The organism is Prosthecochloris marina, assembly GCF_003182595.1.
Lineage (GTDB): Bacteria > Bacteroidota > Chlorobiia > Chlorobiales > Chlorobiaceae > Prosthecochloris > Prosthecochloris marina.
The window spans coordinates 216,710-232,002 of the sequence record NZ_PDNZ01000001.1; the positions used below are offsets into that span (position 1 = coordinate 216,710).

Consider the following 15,293-nt stretch of genomic DNA (forward strand, 5'->3'; position numbering starts at 1 on the left):
TAATGAGAATTATTTTACTTGGGGCACCCGGCGCAGGCAAAGGGACTCAGGCTCAGTTTATTTCCTCTACGTTCAACATTCCACAGATTTCAACCGGTGACATGCTTCGAGCTGCAATCAATGAGGGGACTCCGCTAGGCATGGAAGCAAAAAAAATTATGGATGATGGTAAGCTGGTTTCGGATGAGATCATTCTGGAACTGGTAAAAGAAAGGCTGGATAGACACGATTGCAAAAACGGCTGTCTGTTCGACGGGTTTCCCCGCACAATCGCACAGGCTGAAGCCCTGAAAAACGACTCTATAAAAATCGATCATGTCATAGATATCAATGTCAATGACGACGAAATCATCAAACGCATGAGCGGCAGGCGTGTTCACCTTTCCTCCGGCAGAACCTATCATGTTCTCTTCAACCCTCCTGTTCGGGAAGGCCTTGACGATGTAACAGGAGAACCACTTGTTCAGCGTGAAGACGATAGTGAGCAAACCGTTCGCAAACGCCTCGAAGTTTATCACTGCCAAACAGCTCCTCTTATCGATTACTATCAAAAATGGGAGCAGAGCGGAGACCCGGAAGCCCCTCGGTTCAGCAGTGTAAACGGCACTGGAAGTGTCGAACAGATCAAGAACTCTATCCTGGATATCTTACGATCCTGAGATTATCTTCTCACATTTTTTTATTATAGAAGTCAGTGTAGAAAAGGCACACTGACTTTTTTTATTGTACACCCGTTATCCATGCACTTCGCATTATTATACGCCAACAATTATTTACGTGATGAACCGTTACTCGTAACCGTTGGAGACGATCTGGTTGGAGAGCTACAGCCGGGTTGCCAGGTATTGTTTTCCCCGGTAAACAATACCAGACGGAGTGTTATCGGTTATGTGACCGAGATAACCGATCCCCCCCAGCCAAATCAGCCGGAGGGGATCATAACCGATATTCTCAACAGCGGAAAACCTGTTCTTACCCCGATAACCCTACAGCTCTCGATCTGGATAGCCGACTATTACATGACGCATCCGATAGAAGCAATCAATGCAATCCTCCCTGCCCCGCTGAAAACAAAAGTCAGTGAAACAGTCGAATTGACCGACTTCCAGCTCACCGCCGGCAATAATCGAAAGGTTGTCTCGACCTCATTGCGCAAAGAAATCCTGAAGCTATTGCAACAGAGGAAAAAGCTGACGGTAAAGCAACTTGAAAACCAGCTCGGAAAGCAAAATCTCTACCGAACATTGATCGAAATGGAACGAGGTGGACTGGTGACGTTAAAAAAAGCATTCAAAGTCGCAAAGCCCAAAACCAAAACAGCTTACCGCTTTCGGCAACCCTACATGCAGCAAGAGTTGCTACGCGCACCTCGTCAAGCGGCAGCCGTTAAGCAGCTGCATGCCCTGGAAACATCATGGGGGTTTCCCGAACAATTAGGTATTACAACAGGAATTGCCCGAGAACTGGTTAAAAAAGGAATATTCGAGCCGATAAAGGTTGAAACCGGGACTGAATTTTCAACCGAATTTTCAGAATCAAAAAAAACCATCAAACATCTTACCGACTCACAGCAGCGCGTACTGAACAGTCTTTTATCAGGATTTCGATCCGGAAGTTTCGCGACGTATCTCCTGCATGGCATTACAGGAAGCGGTAAAACAATCATCTATATCGAGCTATTGAAAGAGGTCCTTTCTGCAGGCAAAACCGCTATTGTCCTGGTACCGGAAATATCGTTAACCCCCCAAACCGCATCCCGTTTCCGTCAGTACTTCGGGAACGATATCCAGATTTTGCACAGTGCAATGAACAATCAGGAAAAATATAATGCCTGGCAAAAACTTCGCTCGGGTAAGGCAAAGATCGCGCTTGGGGCTCGTTCAACGGTTTTCGCACCACTTCAAAATGTCGGAGCCATCATTGTCGACGAAGAGCATGACATGGCTTATAAGCAGGACAGAACGCCACGTTACAACGGTCGTGACACTGCTGTCATGCGCGCAAAACTTGAAGGAGCCCTCTGTGTTCTCGGATCGGCTACCCCTTCATTCGAATCGTTCTACAATGCGAAGAGCAAAAAATACAGCCTGTTAACTCTTCCGGAAAGAGTCGATGGCGCTACAATGCCTTCCATAAAGCTAATTCCCATGCGGGAAAACAGAAAGGTCTCTTTTTCCATTTCGGAGGTTCTCTACGAGGAAATCAAAAAGAGACTCGAGCGCAACGAACAAGTTATACTCCTGCAGAACAGACGGGGTTTTGCAGGGAGCCTGCTCTGCCTTGATTGTGGCGAGATTCCCACTTGCAAACACTGTAACATCCCTATGGTTTATCATGCTGCCACCCGGCAGTTACGCTGCCATTACTGCGGTCATACGGTCTTCTACCTCGAACAATGCCCTCATTGCTCTTCGGCAAACATTCTTTATAAAAGCAGTGGAACCGAACGTATTGAAGAGGAACTGCACAAACTTTTCCCGGAAGAAAAGATACTCCGTATGGATGTCGATACCACAGGTGTCAAAGGAGCTCATGCGATGATCCTGAATGATTTTCATGAAAAGAAAGCCCGGATACTTCTCGGAACACAAATGGTCGCCAAAGGTCTCGATTTTCCCGATGTCACCCTTGTCGGCGTACTGATGGCCGATATTGGACTGAATATTCCGGATTTCAGGGCTGGAGAACGGCTTTTTGCGCTTCTCATGCAGGTGGCGGGCCGTGCGGGCAGATCAAAGATTCCCGGAGAAGTCTATCTTCAAACATACAATACCGATAACGATGTTTTCTCCTTTCTTCTGCGCGGCAGTTATGAAAAATACTATCATCTGGACATGCAGGCAAGAAAAGCACTGCAGTACCCTCCTTATGCAAAGCTTGTTTCCTGTGAGTTCTCTTCAACGGAAGAAGACATCGCACAAAAAGCTTCAGAAGAATTTGCCGAAGCGCTCAAGCCTCACCTTCATTCAGCAACATTTCTTGTGCTTGGACCGGCTCCGGCAGGTATAGCACGTATCAGAGGGCGTTACCGCTATCAGGTTCTGCTGAAGCTTCCCGGTAAAAAAATTTCCGCAGACTTCCTGAAAAAGATGAGGTATTCTCTGATGAGTAAATACAGCAGGAACAATCTGTCCATCACCATCGATGTCGATCCGCAAAGTATGATGTGAGGATTACGATAAGCTTAGTTGCAGAACCTTTTTTTCAATCACCTTCATATCCGACCCGTCAATCAAACACATCGACTCCATAGGATGCACTTTTGCCATTTGCCTTTAACAAGTCATTCACTCCGAATTCCTGGATTGCTTATATTGTTGTAATTTCTTTAATGCTTTACACTTCCTGTCATGACAAGTTTCGAATGGTCGTCAGATTACCTGAAAAAGTATCCTTTTAAAACCATCGGTATTTTCTTTTTCCTTGTAGGCCGATACCTTTTTGCGGCGTTCTTTCTCTATGGCTTCTGGCACAAACTTGTCAAAGGCTGGCTCTGGACCGACATTATGCACGGCCATTTCACCGAAAGACTTGGCGAACTTGTTCCGGGTTCTTTTCAGGCAGTTTATCTCGAACAGTTCGCCATCCCGCTGGCAATGCCGATTGCCTGGATTGTTACTGTCGGCGAGCTTATCATTGGCATATGCCTTGTTCTCGGACTCACTGTCCGTGTAAATGCGGCTTTCGCTCTCTTTCTGGTACTTAATTTCGCTGCGGGAGGATACTACAACCTTACACTTCCGCCGTTCATGGTATACTCAGTGCTCATGATGCTTCTTCCTTCAGGACACTGGCTGGGAATGGACAGAAAGCTTCACGAAAAGTATCCGAACTCACTCTGGTTCCAGTAACGGCAAGCGGAACTATATCAAAACGAAACTGCGTTTACATTACACCCCAATCAGTAGTAAAACTGGAAAAACATGTATTAGTAACGTTAACCGGGACATTCAAAGAGAGTTATGAGCTGCATTACAAAGACCCCGGCTTTTATTTTGCTGCCCCCGCTTATCTTCTGTGCGGTCTTTTCAGGTTTCTTAACCGGCGCAAACGTCTCTTACGCCTCGAAATTCAAAAAGACTTCATCCAGACACGATCTCTCATACACCATCGGCAAAGCTGATGAGGCTTTTTACGCAATGAATTACGAGGCTGCCGATTCGCTCTATTCTTCGGTGCTCGAAACCGATCCGGGAAACCCTGACGCAAACTGGAAACTTGCCAGGCTCTATGTCAGCATGGGGGAATCCCTTCCTCCCGAAAAACCGGAAGAACGTCAACCATACTACGAAAAAGCGGTCCTACACGCCGAAGTAAGCATTAAAAATAATGAGAATATTGCGGACGGGCACACCTGGCTTGCAGCATCTCTTGGAGTTCTTGCAGACAATATAGGCCCGAGAGAGAAAATAAAACGTGCCAATATCATTAAAAGCGAACTCGACCGTGCACTCGAACTCAACCCACATGATGATGTCGCCCTATCCATTCTTGGCTCTTTCAACCGTGAAATTGCCGATATGGGATGGTTTGAAAAAGTTTTTGCCAAAACATTTTTAGGCTCTTTACCCAAGGGGAGCCAGGAAGAAGCAGAAAAAATGCTCAAAAAAGCCATAGCTATAAACCCTCGGATCATAAGACATTACCATGAATTGGGAAAGCTGTATAAGGATATGAAACGGTACGAGGAGGCGGTCGAAGTGCTTAATGAAGCTTTAAACAAACCGGTACTGATGAAAAGTGACGAGCGAAGACTTCAAAATATCCGCAAGATGATCAAAAAACTTTCAAAAAAGATCGATGGTTAAGGAGAGAACTGGCTGGCTGAATGGCGCATCGAAAAAACGTAGCGGACGTTTCGAGAGCAAAGCGGACGAAACACAGGAACCGGAGTGTGTACATTGGAAGATGAGGATTCCGAGTAGCTCCCAATACAGCTATCGGAATGCCAAGCCTGTTTTTTGGTGTGCCTTAGAAGTTGACTTTCAGACCGATCAGCACATTGTGACTTGAGATATCGAGCTCTATGTCTTCATTGCCTTCACGAAAACTGGCATCCTGTGTTGCAAAGTATCGGTACATTGCATTAACACTCACCGAAGAAGAAACCTTTATGCCCAATCCTGCACCAACCTGATAGGCAAGCACGATATCATCCTCGCTGAATTCGTCAATTTCATCCTCATACTCCACATTTGCAGCACCGATACCGGCACTGAGAATGGGAACAATTCTGCTGTCACCGATCTGACAATAGTAATAGCCGTTTGCAAGCAGTGAAAGAATGGAAAGGTCACCGTCAGTAGCTATACCTCCAGGCTCGAATGTCTCGAAATCGTTTTTTTGGTAACCGATTTCCCCCTCGAGCCGAAAACAACCAAGGTCAAGACCGTGAGCATAGCTATAAGCCTCACCATCCTCGTAGCTCAGATCACCACGTTTCGAACCTTTAAGACTTGAATCATTTAAATACGCCAGCCCAACAGTCAATCCGGCATAAGGGGAAGCTGCCTGCGCTGGAAAAGAAGAGAAAATAACACCGATAAGACACAATATCCCTTTCGTATACTTTCTTACCATTCATCCTCCCGAGCAATAAAGATACACAGTCGTCACTTAACAACACTCAGTGACATATCTGTGCACACATTACTCTCCGTTCACAGTGCAATCGTACACACGATACCTATATTAAAGGGATAATATAATATTTTTCGTTGAATCCCATAGGATTCAACGAAAAAACATTCAGTCGAGCTCAAGCATACCCATAAGCCCACGAACCCCAAGGTGATAACTGTTTGCCCCAAAACCACTGACGACACCACTGCAAACCTCTGAAATCACAGATGTTCTTCGAAACTCCTCACGTGCATAGATATTGGAAAGGTGAACCTCGATGACAGGTATCGTGATCGCACTGATCGCATCCCTCAATGCAATGGAGTAGTGGGTCAGCGCTCCGGCATTGAGCACTACCCCACTGTATCCCCCCAGGTCTTCACAATGAAAGAGCTTTTCCAGAAGCTCACCCTCTTCTTCGGACTGGAAAAAATCAAACGATACCCCGGGAAAAGTATCGACAAGTTCCTTGTTGATATCATCGAGGGTACGACTGCCGTATATCTCAGGCTCACGTTTGCCAAGCCTCGAAAGGTTCGGGCCGTTGAGTATAAGAATTGAAATAATATCCATTATTCATCACGTGCCACTCCCAGAAAACGGAGAAGCATAAGAAACAGGTTGATAAAATTCAGGTAAAGCGACAATGCTCCCATTACCGATACCTTCGCCTCGGATTCTCCATCAGTAACCATGGCAGCCATTTCTTTAATACGCTGAGCATCATAAGCAGTCAAACCGGTGAACAACAGAACACCGATAACGCTTATAACAAGTTCAAGCATGGAATTCTGCATGAACATGTTGACCAATGAAGCAAGAATAATACCGATAAGCGCCATGAAAGCAATGTTGCCAAGCTTTGTAAGATCACGTTTGGTCGTGTGCCCAAAAACACTCATGGCCGCAAACGTCCCGGATGTCACGAAAAAGGTGCTCGCAATGGAACTGGAAGTATAGACCATGAAAATAGCAGAAAAGGTCAGACCGGTCAGTGCGGAATAAAGAATGAACAGACCCGTTGCCACTGAGCCGGACATGCGATTGATCCCTGCGCTCAAGCCAACAACTATTCCGAGCTGCGCTATAACCAGCCCGATCAAGATGAGATTGTTCGAAAAAATGATGTTTCTGAGCATTTCATTTCCCGAAACATAGTAGCCGACCGTTGCCGTCAATGCAAGTCCAAGCGTCATCCAGGTATACACCTGGTTGACCACCCTCGTCTGTACGTCGACTGAAACTCTCGGTGCCGCTACGGCTCCTGCTGCTGCAGACTGAGCCATCTGGTTACGTTGTATCATATGTATTGTTCGTTGTTCATGTTAATAATTGACTATCGACTAATGACTATACGAGTAGTGCAACATGCACTCTCTCTTTATGTTGAAGAATCAACCCTCGATCTGCAATCCTTTGTTTCCACTCTTGGGACGACACACCCTCAAGCCACCCTGCGATGAAACACTTAGCACTGCACTCAGAGCTTTTTATTCCCTCTTCATTAAAGGATATACTGGCTCAAATCTCTGTCCTTGATTATCACACTCAGCTTCTCGCCAACCATCGCTTTGTCAATGACGATTTTTTCATCACTGCATTTCTCCGGAATGGCGAACATGAGCTCCTCAAGAAGGTTGGTCATGATGGTATGCAATCTTCTCGCCCCGATATTTTCAACCGATTCGTTGACCTGAGCGGCAATGGCCGCGAGCTCCTTGATTGCCTCATCAGTAAAATCAAGCTCAACCCCTTCGGTTTGTAAAAGAGCCTTGTACTGTTTGATCAAAGCGTTTTTCGGCTGGGTAAGGATTTTGTAGAAATCTTCTTCGGTAAGACTTTTCAGTTCAACACGAATAGGAAAACGCCCTTGTAATTCAGGAATCAGGTCGGAAGGTTTGGCCACATGAAACGCCCCCGAAGCGATGAAAAGAACGTGATCGGTCCGGACCATCCCATGCTTCGTCGCGACATTGGAACCTTCAACGATAGGAAGCAGGTCACGCTGGACGCCTTCCCGGCTGACATCCGGCCCCTTACCACCGGCACCGGTTGTAGGAGCGGCAATTTTATCGATTTCATCGATGAACACAATACCGGAATCTTCCACCTTGCAAACCGCCTCCTTTATAACCGCATCCATATCGATAAGCTTCTGCACTTCCTCCTGCTCAAGCAGCTTTCTCGCTTCAGCGATCGTCACCCTTCTTTTTTTGCGTTTTTTCGGAAGACCACTCATCAGATCCTGCATTATTCCCCCAAGTTCCTCCATTTGTCCGAGAGGACCGAAAATCTGCATCATTCCGCCTTGTGAATCGGTACTCAGTTCCATCTCTATCTGACGATCTTCCATTCTTCCCGAACGGAGGCGTTCCAGCATCTTCTCCCGGCTTTTTTTGTTGATGGCATCTTCAAGATCGGCACTTGCTTTTTCATCTCCGGCACCATCCACTGCATCATCTTCTTCTCTTTCATAAGGGGATGACGGTACTGTCGGCAACAAAATATCGAGCAAGCGTTCTTCAGCCAGATTGGCTGCTTTTTCCTTGACTTCTTCGGATTTTTCATTCCTCACCATATTGACCGCCTGATCCGTCAGATCGCGGATCATCGACTCGACGTCACGTCCCACATATCCTACTTCCGTGAACTTGGAAGCCTCAACCTTGACAAAAGGAGCATTTGCAAGCTTTGCAAGCCTGCGTGCAATTTCGGTTTTACCAACCCCGGTAGGCCCTATCATAATAATGTTGTTGGGCATTATCTCATCACGCAGTTCCTCACTGACATTCTGACGGCGCAAACGGTTTCTGAGCGCAATCGCGACGGCTTTCTTTGCTTCCTGCTGACCGATGATATATTTATCCAGGCGAGAAACAATCTGATTGGGGGTAAGAAATTCGTTACTGATTAAAGAGTTATTCACTGTTGTATTTTCAGCTATTTCAAGAACTTTTGGCTGTTTTTGATCTGTCATATCCGTTTACGTTCGTTTACAATAATAAAATGTGTTGATAAGAACTGCGTTTGACCCCACTATCGATCCAACCCCGGCAAAGCCGGGACGAAACAATGAGAAATGCTCAGGCAGAGTCATACTTCTTCAAGAATAATGTGGTCATTGGTATAAATACATATGTCAGCTGCGATCTTCAGGCTCTCCCTTACAATATCCGATGCCTCCAATGCGGTGTGTTTCAACAATGAACGAGCCGAAGCAAGAGCAAACATGCTTCCGCTGCCAATTGCAACGATACCGTCTTCAGGCTCGATAACATCACCCGTACCTGATATGATCAGCGCTTTTTCCTGGCCCACAACCGCAAGCATCGCCTCGAGGCGACGCAGATACTTATCGGTACGCCAGTCTCTGGCCAACTCAACGGCAGCTCTTTCAAGCTGGCCACCGTAAGCCTGCAACTTTTCTTCAAAGCGGTCAAGAAGCGTCACTGCATCCGCGGTGGCTCCGGCAAATCCGGTAATCAGATTTGCCTGACGCAATCTTCGTATTTTCTTCGTACTGTGTTTAATAACCGTGTTTCCAAGAGTCATCTGGCCGTCACTGCCAAGAGCCGCTTTCCCGTTTCTGATAACACCGAGGACCGTTGTGGCTCTCAGCTTCGGCTTCCCATTCATCTCCATTACTGCTCCTCTTCCAAACTTGTGCCAGAGCCTGTTGCTTCATAAACAGACTCGAACGCATTAAAATATTTTTTTTCTTAATCTTGCTACTGGAATTTGCATTTGTTCACGGTATTTTGCAACCGTTCTGCGAGCAATCTTTATGCCTTTCTCCTCAAGCATCTTTGCAAGCTTATCATCGTTCAGCGGCTTTGCAGAGTCTTCGGCATCAATCAGCTCTTTTATATATTGCTTGATGATCTTTGTCGAAAGATCCTCACCCTCTTCGGTAGGCAAGCTACCACTGAAAAAATATTTGAGTTCAAAGGTACCGAACCTGGTCTGAACATACTTGCCATTCACCGCCCTGCTGATCGTCGAAAGATCGAACCCTGTTTTTTCAGCTACGTCTTTCATAACGAGAGGCACGAGTTTCTCAGGACCGGTAACAAAAAAATCATACTGAAAATTCATCAAAGCCTCTATGACCTTGATGAGAGTGTTCCGACGCTGGGCAATGGCACTTGCGAACTCTTTTGCACGACTCAACTTCTGGCGCATGTACTTCCTGTCTTCGGTGGGAACCCCCCTACTCTTGAGAACATCCTGGTACTCTCCCGAGACGTGAACCGTCATATTGCTTCGATCATTCAGCACTGCAGTAAGGCGACCGTTTTCATATGTCACGATGAAGTCGGGAACGATGTATTCGTCAGCACTGACCCCGGCAACAAAAGGATGAGGGTCAAGTGTGGAAATGACAGTTATTGCCGATTCCAGCTGTGACGGACTGATCTGTAACTGCTTGAGGATCCGCTCATAACGGTTATTGAGAAAATCATCGTAATGCTCTGCAAGAATATGCAAGGCCAGAGTATCGGACGGGGTCTTGTCTCTACCGGTTTTCGCTTCAAGCTGAATAAGCAACCGTTCCTGAAGATTATGAACACCTATACCCGGAGGGTCCAGATACTGTATCCTTTTGAGAATGCTCTTCACTTCCCACTCATCAACTTCGATACCGTTTTGTCCGAGTCCGTAGACGATAACCGGAAAATCTTCCTTCAAATAACCGTCATCATCGAGATTTCCGAGAATTTCAATTGCTATCAGCAACTCCCTGGTACCGATTCCTTCCTGTAATGAAAGGTCTTTCAACAGTTTTTCCTCGCACGAATCCTGCTGAACCGCCTGGATAAAACTCTCTTTCGGACGATTATCAATGGTAAACTGCAGCCTTCCTTCCTGATCGTCCTTTTTTCCTCCATCGGTTTCCCCCGCCCCGTCTTTTTCAAAGCGATCGACAGAATCGAACATCCCCTCTTCAGGTTCATCACCACTCTTTCCACCGGAATCATCTACCGATTCCCCTTTCTGCTCCTCGAGTTCAAGCATGGGATTATCCTGCAACTCATCGAAAATCCGCTGCTCGAGATGCATTAACGGAAGTTGGAGCAGCTGACTTGTCATAATCTGTTGAGAAGACAGCTGAGTTCTCTGGCTTTGCTGAAGCTTAATGTCTGGCATAATTCATGGGAGAATTCGCTAATAAGTCTTTCAAGCGGCGATACCATGTCAAGCCGTAACACTCAATCAAGGCTTCTGCAACATAATCAACAAGAAGAACACTTTTGTCGATCCCTCCTTTTGCAGCTTGCCGGCACATTGCATGCCGCTCATAGACAAGATAATCCAATCCAAACTTTTTTTTAATCCTGATCGGAAACAACCTGCATGAGAGCGGTTTTCTCTTTTCTATGGCGCAAAACGTTATTTCCTTATCACGAAAGGCGAAAACACATTCACGTCCTTCTATGGTTCGGGTATAGAAGTTACCCTGATATATTTCCAGGCAGCCGTAACGTCTGATATAGCGTCTGTTTTTTTCCGGAAGTTTTTCAGTGACCGTACCTGTGATTTCACGCAGAGAATCCGCCTCCTCTTCCAACACCGGAGCTCCGAGTTCCCCTTCAACACAACATGCACCCTTGCACAAAACAAGATCACAAGAAAAAAATGCCCCGGGAACCCCGTCATCTATGAGCACGTCATCAATAGCAAGCATCGAGGTCAGAAAAAATCGTTGTATAAAATTCTATTTTACTCATCATCAAGAGTTATTTTTTTATATAGCAAGGTTAAAAACCATTCGTATTAATCCAATTATCAGTAAGAAGCATACTATGACAATCATTGACGGTAAAAAGATCTCAAGCGACATCAAACATGAACTGAAAACCTCCGTTGCGGCATGCAAACAGCAAGTCAATGCCGTACCGGGTCTCACCGTAATCATTGTCGGGGAAGACCCTGCATCACAGGTCTATGTACGAAACAAGGCTAAAAGCTGCAAAGAAATCGGCATGAACTCCGAAGTCATAGAACTCCCGAAAGAAATAACCCAGGAACAGCTTCTTTCCAGAATAGAAGCATTGAACATAGACCCGGAAGTCCACGGCATACTCGTTCAGCAACCGCTTCCCCCGCATATCGACGAGTACGCGGTCACCATGGCAATCTCCCCTTCAAAGGATGTAGACGGGTTCCATCCGGAAAACGTCGGTCAGATGGTGCTCGGCAACCTGAATAAATGCTTCCTGAGCTGTACCCCCTATGGCATTCTCGAACTGCTTTCACGATACAACATCGAAACCAGGGGAAAGCATTGTGTCGTTGTCGGAAGGAGCAACATCGTCGGGAAACCTATGGCGAACCTGATGCTGCAAAAACTCGAAGCAACAAACTGTACAGTCACCATATGCCACTCGGCAACGAAAAACATGTCTGAACTGACCAGGCAGGCGGATATTCTGATTGTAGCTATCGGCAGAGCAAATTTCATCACGAAAGATATGGTCAAACCCGGTGCCGTAGTCATCGACGTCGGCATGAATCGAATTGAAGATGCATCGCGAAAATCCGGCTACCGGCTTGTCGGCGACGTGGATTACAACCCTGTCTCCGAAAACGCTTCGGCCATCACTCCGGTTCCGGGAGGCGTCGGCCCGATGACCATAGCCATGTTGCTGAAAAATACACTCCAGTCGTTCATGCGAGCCAATTCCATTGAAGCCCTGTAACATACGAGATGGCAAAATCAGCAATCCGCTATATCTGCACCAGTTGCGGTGCAGTCTCGCTTAAATATTCCGGTAAATGTTTTGCCTGCCAGAGCTGGGGAACCCTTGAAGAATCGGCCATCGAAGAACCATTGGCGGGCAAAACCTCCACCGACAATGTTCTACCCGCTTCGGAAACGTTGCAGCACCCTGAAAATTCTGTGTCTCAGCAAAGAATTTCAACAGGAATCGGAGAACTTGACCGGGTACTCGGTGGAGGCCTGATGCCGGCTTCAGCAATCCTTATCGGCGGCGAACCGGGCATTGGCAAATCAACCCTGATGCTCCAGCTCGCCCGACATACTTCACCCCTGAATATTCTCTATGTTTCGGGAGAAGAATCGCCGTCACAAATCAGGGACCGTGCCAAAAGACTATCCATCATATCCAATGACCTGAAGCTTGTTCCGGAAGTCAATCTTGAAAAAATAATCGGGGTCATCGAACGTGATCAGCCTGATATCGTCATCATCGACTCGATACAAACGCTCTATTCCGGAGAATACAAAAGTTCGGCCGGAACAATAACGCAGATACGAGAATGCACCTCGGAGCTCATCCGCTCAGCCAAAAGCCGCAACTTCATCCTGCTCGTCATCGGCCACATCACCAAAACCGGTTCACTTGCCGGTCCGAAAACACTCGAACATATGGTCGATACGGTTCTCCAGTTCGAAGGTGAAGGCTATCAGTGGTACCGAATGATCCGTTCGGTCAAAAACCGGTTCGGACCAACAAACGAGATCGGTGTATTCCGGATGGATGAAAAAGGGCTCGAAGAAGTAAAAAATCCTTCGGAATTCTTTATATCCGGCCGCTCCACCGGCGTACCGGGAAACTCGGTGCTTGCCGCCATTGAAGGATCGAGGGCTGTGCTGGTAGAGGTGCAGGCATTGGTCAGTAAAACAAACTACCCGATGCCACAGCGAATAAGTTCGGGGGTCGATCTGAAACGAATAACAATCATTCTCGCCGTTCTCGAAAAAAGGCTTGGTATACCTACCTGGGGACAGGATGTTTTCATCAAGGTAGCGGGAGGATTGAAACTGGTTGAACCCGCATCGGATCTGGCGGTGGCGGCTGCGGTCGCTTCCGGAGTCAGCAATACCGCTCTATCCCCCGGTATGGTATGTGCGGGGGAAATCGGACTTTCGGGTGAACTCAGAGCGATAAGCGACGGAGAACGCCGGATACGCGAGGCCGCCCACCTCGGATTCGACACGATTATATTGCCGGAAGCGAACACCAGAGAACTGAAAACCTCCATCCGCAAACTTCCCGTTACGGTAACAGGCTGCAACTCCCTACAAGAAGCCCTGAATCACATGCACCTCTAAACTCAAAGCTCTACACCATAGGGGACGTTGTAAATAATTTACACTTCTTAAAATACTCATCACTTTGAGACCGACAAGAACTCAAGGATCAGGTATCAGACATCAAAAGCGCAAGATATCCTATCGTTTCAAAGGGGTCTAGATAGTTAAACGATCGGGTTTGGCTTCAGACTGAAAAGCCTTACATTTCTTCTGGCCCTATGCTTAGTTCAATGCAAAGGCACTGTTAGTTCGGTATACAATCAACTTAGATTCAAGCAGAGGACGATTATGGCTTATATACTACTTATGTGGCTCATCAATGCCCTGTCGGTCTATGCTACTGCAAGCCTTCTGGGGGGCATTTACATAAAAAGTTTTTGGGCTGCTCTCATTGTAGCCCTTGTACTCGGTCTGGTCAATGCTATTGTTAAACCAGTCCTGGTGTTTTTCTCCATCCCTTTCATCATCGTTACCTTAGGGCTTTTTCTATTGGTTATCAATGCACTCATGCTCATGCTTGCTGCTGCAATCGTTGACGGGTTTTCGGTAAACAGTTTTGGATGGGCTGTTCTTGGCTCCCTGGTCATCAGTCTCGTATCCTGGATGTTAAGCTCTATTTTCAACATATAAATTTCAGGGCATACAGATCATCATGCAAGGTCAAGCAGAAGCAATTATTCTTCCCAAAGCAAACAAACTCAAACTCAACTCGGTACTCTACAGCGCCGATAACCCGAACGACATCCTTGTTAAAACAATTGCAACCACCATTACACCGGGCGTCGATCGTTTGATCCTAACCAATAAACCGGTATCACACAGGGTATTGAACTATCCGATCATACTCGGGAGTGAAATGATCGGACAAGTTATGGAAACAGGACCGGAAGTATCGGCAGTTAAACCCGGCGACTTTGTCTACACATTCAAAGGCGACCGTTGGGCAGGAATCGAGACGTACTATGGCTGTCATGCCGAAGTTGTTCCCACCTCAGAGGAAAACGTTCTTCCTTTGGGTCGCAAGCCAATACACAGGGACCTTCTCACCGGTCTCTTAGGATATGTTATAGCAGCGATCGAAAAGGCTCGACCCGACAAATCCAGCCGTGTTCTTATTCTCGGGCTTGGATCAGTTGGATTGATGGCAGCAGAGTATCTTCGGAGTAAAGGTGTCGAATCAATCGACGCTCTTGAAAATTTCGGTATTCGCGGTCAGCTTTCCTGCGCAAAAAACATCGCGATGCAAATCAACGATTTCACGAGTGATTTCAATGACTCCTATGATATCGTTATCGAGGCCACCGGTCGGATACTACTCCTTGAAAAAGCAATTCGGCTCCTCAGGCCAGAAGGCAAAATAGTGCTCATGGGAAACTATGAAGTACTCGCCTACGATTATCGCCTGATCCAGCATAAAGAACCGGTTATTATCTGTTCGAATATAACCTCTTACGAGCATCTCCTTTCTTCCCAGAAACTTCTTGAAAGTGAAGGTATCGAGAGCGAGAAATTTTTCACCAACGTTTACGCTGTCAATCAATTCGAGCTTGCCTACAGGGTCGCTCTTGACAGCAAAGATGCGATTAAAACCGTCATCAGCTGGATTTAAAGC

Annotated in this window: 15 protein-coding genes; 8 read left to right on the forward strand and 7 right to left on the reverse strand. The window is 46.6% G+C overall.

The window, feature by feature from the left end:
- The first annotated feature begins 2 nt into the window (after positions 1-2).
- The 4 genes from adk to CR164_RS01045 all read left to right on the forward strand — a co-directional run bounded on the left by adk (position 3) and on the right by CR164_RS01045 (position 4,808).
- On the forward strand, positions 3-659 hold the full coding sequence (gene adk, locus CR164_RS01030) for an adenylate kinase (RefSeq protein ID WP_110022055.1): 657 nt from the start codon (positions 3-5) through the stop codon (positions 657-659).
- Positions 660-740: 81 nt separating this feature from the next.
- Complete coding sequence (gene priA, locus CR164_RS01035; protein WP_110022056.1) at positions 741-3,170, forward strand: replication restart helicase PriA; 2,430 nt, start codon at positions 741-743, stop codon at positions 3,168-3,170.
- 180 nt (positions 3,171-3,350) lie between these two features.
- A complete protein-coding gene (locus CR164_RS01040; protein WP_110022057.1) occupies positions 3,351-3,851 on the forward strand; it encodes a DoxX family membrane protein in 501 nt (166 codons plus the stop codon).
- Between the two features lie 111 nt (positions 3,852-3,962).
- On the forward strand, positions 3,963-4,808 hold the full coding sequence (locus CR164_RS01045) for a tetratricopeptide repeat protein (protein ID WP_110022058.1): 846 nt from the start codon (positions 3,963-3,965) through the stop codon (positions 4,806-4,808).
- A 163-nt stretch (positions 4,809-4,971) separates the two neighbouring features.
- Here CR164_RS01045 and CR164_RS01050 read toward each other — a convergent pair whose 3' ends face one another.
- The 7 genes from CR164_RS01050 to CR164_RS01080 form a co-directional block, all read right to left on the reverse strand.
- Positions 4,972-5,580 (reverse strand): outer membrane protein, encoded by a 609-nt coding sequence (locus CR164_RS01050; RefSeq protein WP_110022059.1) that lies wholly within the window; start codon positions 5,578-5,580, stop codon positions 4,972-4,974.
- Positions 5,581-5,748: 168 nt separating this feature from the next.
- On the reverse strand, positions 5,749-6,195 hold the full coding sequence (gene aroQ, locus CR164_RS01055; protein ID WP_110022060.1) for a type II 3-dehydroquinate dehydratase: 447 nt from the start codon (positions 6,193-6,195) through the stop codon (positions 5,749-5,751).
- Complete coding sequence (locus tag CR164_RS01060; protein WP_110022061.1) at positions 6,195-6,926, reverse strand: Bax inhibitor-1/YccA family protein; 732 nt, start codon at positions 6,924-6,926, stop codon at positions 6,195-6,197. The genes aroQ and CR164_RS01060 overlap by 1 nt, the downstream gene beginning before the upstream one ends.
- Positions 6,927-7,126: 200 nt before the next feature.
- Complete coding sequence (gene hslU / locus CR164_RS01065; protein WP_110022062.1) at positions 7,127-8,599, reverse strand: ATP-dependent protease ATPase subunit HslU; 1,473 nt, start codon at positions 8,597-8,599, stop codon at positions 7,127-7,129.
- Positions 8,600-8,715: 116 nt separating this feature from the next.
- Positions 8,716-9,264, reverse strand: a complete 549-nt coding sequence (gene hslV, locus CR164_RS01070; RefSeq protein WP_110022063.1) for an ATP-dependent protease subunit HslV — start codon at positions 9,262-9,264, stop codon at positions 8,716-8,718.
- 60 nt (positions 9,265-9,324) lie between these two features.
- Positions 9,325-10,770, reverse strand: a complete 1,446-nt coding sequence (rpoN, locus tag CR164_RS01075; protein WP_110022064.1) for an RNA polymerase factor sigma-54 — start codon at positions 10,768-10,770, stop codon at positions 9,325-9,327.
- A complete protein-coding gene (locus CR164_RS01080; RefSeq protein ID WP_110022065.1) occupies positions 10,757-11,308 on the reverse strand; it encodes a DUF3109 family protein in 552 nt (183 codons plus the stop codon). Before CR164_RS01080 ends, rpoN begins: the two co-directional genes overlap by 14 nt.
- A 118-nt stretch (positions 11,309-11,426) precedes the next feature.
- Here CR164_RS01080 and folD point away from each other — a divergent pair, with 118 nt between their 5' ends.
- The 4 genes from folD (at position 11,427) to CR164_RS01100 (ending at position 15,290) form a co-directional block, all read left to right on the forward strand.
- Positions 11,427-12,323, forward strand: a complete 897-nt coding sequence (gene folD / locus CR164_RS01085; protein ID WP_110022066.1) for a bifunctional methylenetetrahydrofolate dehydrogenase/methenyltetrahydrofolate cyclohydrolase FolD — start codon at positions 11,427-11,429, stop codon at positions 12,321-12,323.
- A gap of 8 nt (positions 12,324-12,331) precedes the next feature.
- Entirely contained in the window at positions 12,332-13,699 is a 1,368-nt protein-coding gene (gene radA, locus CR164_RS01090) for a DNA repair protein RadA (protein ID WP_110022067.1), read from the forward strand.
- A gap of 270 nt (positions 13,700-13,969) precedes the next feature.
- Entirely contained in the window at positions 13,970-14,311 is a 342-nt protein-coding gene (locus CR164_RS01095) for a phage holin family protein (RefSeq protein WP_110022068.1), read from the forward strand.
- Between the two features lie 22 nt (positions 14,312-14,333).
- Positions 14,334-15,290, forward strand: a complete 957-nt coding sequence (locus tag CR164_RS01100; protein WP_110022069.1) for a zinc-dependent alcohol dehydrogenase — start codon at positions 14,334-14,336, stop codon at positions 15,288-15,290.
- Positions 15,291-15,293 lie beyond the last annotated feature (3 nt).